Raw genomic sequence first — 2,375 nt, forward strand, 5'->3', positions numbered from 1 at the left:
CCGAGCCGACGATCCACAACGTGTTCCAGGCCGCGCTCCACAGTTCCGGCGTCAACAGGATTCCCTGCTGCAGCGCGACCGTGTCCAGATTGGTGCCGAGCCAGTAATCTAGCGTGAAATTGTCCCAGGTGAAACGCGCCGGAACATGCATGACAGTCGACAGGAACAGGGTGAGGACCGGCAGGCCGACGCTGATCAGGAAGATGAAGGCGGCGAAGCCGGTTGCCGGCAGGCGCAGGCCGCGCAACCGGCTCAGCCGGTTCATCGATCCCTTGGAGCCGACGGTGACGAACCTGCGGGCCTCGCGGATCAGGTAGGCGTCGATGAGCAGCGTCATGATGCCGAGGATCATGATCGAGGCGGCGAGAACGCCGGCAACGCCGGTCTGGCGCGAGCCGAGATTGCGGTAGAGCGAGGTGGCGAGCACGTCGAACTTCACCGGCAGGCCCAGCACATAGGCAACGCCGAACTCGCCGAGGCATTTGGCGAAGATCAGCACGATCGCCGAGATCAGCGCCGGTTTCATCAGCGGCAGCACGATCGACCAGGCGATCCGGCCGCGGCTGGCGCCCAGCATGCGCGCGCTATCCTCGAGCTGACTGTCGAAGCGGCGGAGCGCGCTGCCGAACAGCAGGATGATGAAGGGGGTGTAGTGCAGCGCCAGGATGACGGTGATCGGTACCTGCCCATAAGCCAGCCAGTCCGGCGGCGAGAAACCCATCGCCTCGACCCAGCCCTGCTGGCCGCCGACCGTGCGGTTCTTGAACAGCGTGGTCCAGGCCAGCGCGAAGGTCCAGGCCGGCAGCATGTAGGGCACGATCAGCGCGGTGGCGAACCAGCGCCTTGCGAACATGTCGGTGCGGCTGATCAGCCAGGCGAGGATACCGCCGACGATCACCGATACGATGATCGCGCCGAAGGCGACGCTGAGCGTGTTCCGCAACGGCTCCCAGAACATGTCGCGGGCGACCGGGGAGAAGAAGGTTCTATGCAGGTAATAGGACGTCCACTCGCCGACGGCGGTCCCGGTGCGACGCGCATCGCCGAACTGCGTTTGTACGGCATCGAGCAGGATCGAGATGATCGGAACGACAATCAGATAGGTGAACAGGGCCGCCATCAGCAGGCCGATCACCGTGGTCGGCTCCCGCATCGCGATCCGGGTGCGGTATTTCAGTCGTGTGGTCCAGCTCGAACCGGCCGGCCGGCCTACGGGCTCTGCGGCATAGGTCATCGGGCTGGCCTCGCATGCGCAAGTGTGCGCGGCGAAAGGTTTTGTTTCATCTGTTTCCTCCCAAGCATGACGGATGTAGCAGGCCATTTGTCTGTCCTAATTCGATGCACTCCCTTGCATCCTTGAAGGTCATTCGGCTGCCATCCGACAATTTGGGCCTCACATTTGCATCATTAACTGGGGATGTCAAAGAGGGTAATGATAGAGTTCGCACTTGAGTGCATCTCATAATACGACATAAGCAATTGATATAACACATTAATTATGGTTAATAAAAATAATTTTAGAAATAAAATGCACATACGTGCACAAAGTCGTTAATGACCGAAACTGCCTCCATGGTCCCGGGACTGAGGCCTTTGCTGTTGCCGGTATTCAGTTCCGTGCTGGATGATTGGAACGAAAAATGCCTTCCGCGTGTGCTGACATCGGTGCGTGAGGCGGCAGCCTCCGTGCGTCGCCTGCGCCCGCACTGTCGAGAAGCAAAATGCGCGGGTGGCGCCGGGCCAGGACATGGAGACCTGGCAGAAATTCAAGAAGTCGCCGAAAGAATATTGCGACTAGACTCCGGGAGATGGAACAGCGCCGAAATGCTGCCGCACAAGCATGGGACATCAAGGCGATGGCCCGGATCGATAGCGGCAACGCGTTGTTTTTCGGCCTTCTTCCCAGGCTCTATAACGGCCGCCCGGAAAGCGAAGCTGTATTTCGGCAGCTATGCCGATGTTCTGGAAGGTGGAACCGTCATGCTATTCAACCAAAACGAGCGCGCGCTGGATGAGGATGTTCATGGCTCAGGGATTCGGCAACATGGGGTCAGAACAAGAGGAGTTCAAAATCCTGCGCTAAGAGTCTGTTCAAGAAAGCGGATATCGAGCGAGCCGCCTTGTCATGTGCTTGATCATAGCGGTCTGAATGAAGGCGAGGCTTGTTGCTGAGAACCGCTCGAAGTCCCTTGCGTTCATCGACGGAAACGGGTGTGAAATCCTCGCCGACAGCATCCCCGACGCGGACGAGATGGGCGTGGACGAAGAAATATGGCAGCCCGAGTATATCGCCTATTTGGCCTTTGCGATGGGTTGCAGCGACGACATGCCGGCGCTGTGCGACAGGGCGCTGGAAATCCATAGCCGGGCGGTCG

2 protein-coding genes are annotated in these 2,375 nt (G+C 59.4%); one reads left to right on the forward strand and one right to left on the reverse strand.

Features of this window, described 5'->3' with window-relative positions; all coding sequences use genetic code 11:
* A partial coding sequence (locus B4E36_RS10470; protein WP_345900318.1) for an ABC transporter permease occupies nt 1–1,234 on the reverse strand: 1,234 nt, incomplete at its 3' end.
* 915 nt (nt 1,235–2,149) lie between these two features.
* Between B4E36_RS10470 and B4E36_RS10475 the strand changes: the two genes are divergently transcribed.
* Nucleotides 2,150–2,375 (forward strand): hypothetical protein (locus tag B4E36_RS10475; protein ID WP_345900319.1); only part of this gene is annotated, 226 nt, incomplete at its 3' end.

The organism is Martelella sp. UBA3392 (assembly GCF_002358775.1).
GTDB classification, from domain to species: domain Bacteria; phylum Pseudomonadota; class Alphaproteobacteria; order Rhizobiales; family Rhizobiaceae; genus Martelella; species Martelella mediterranea.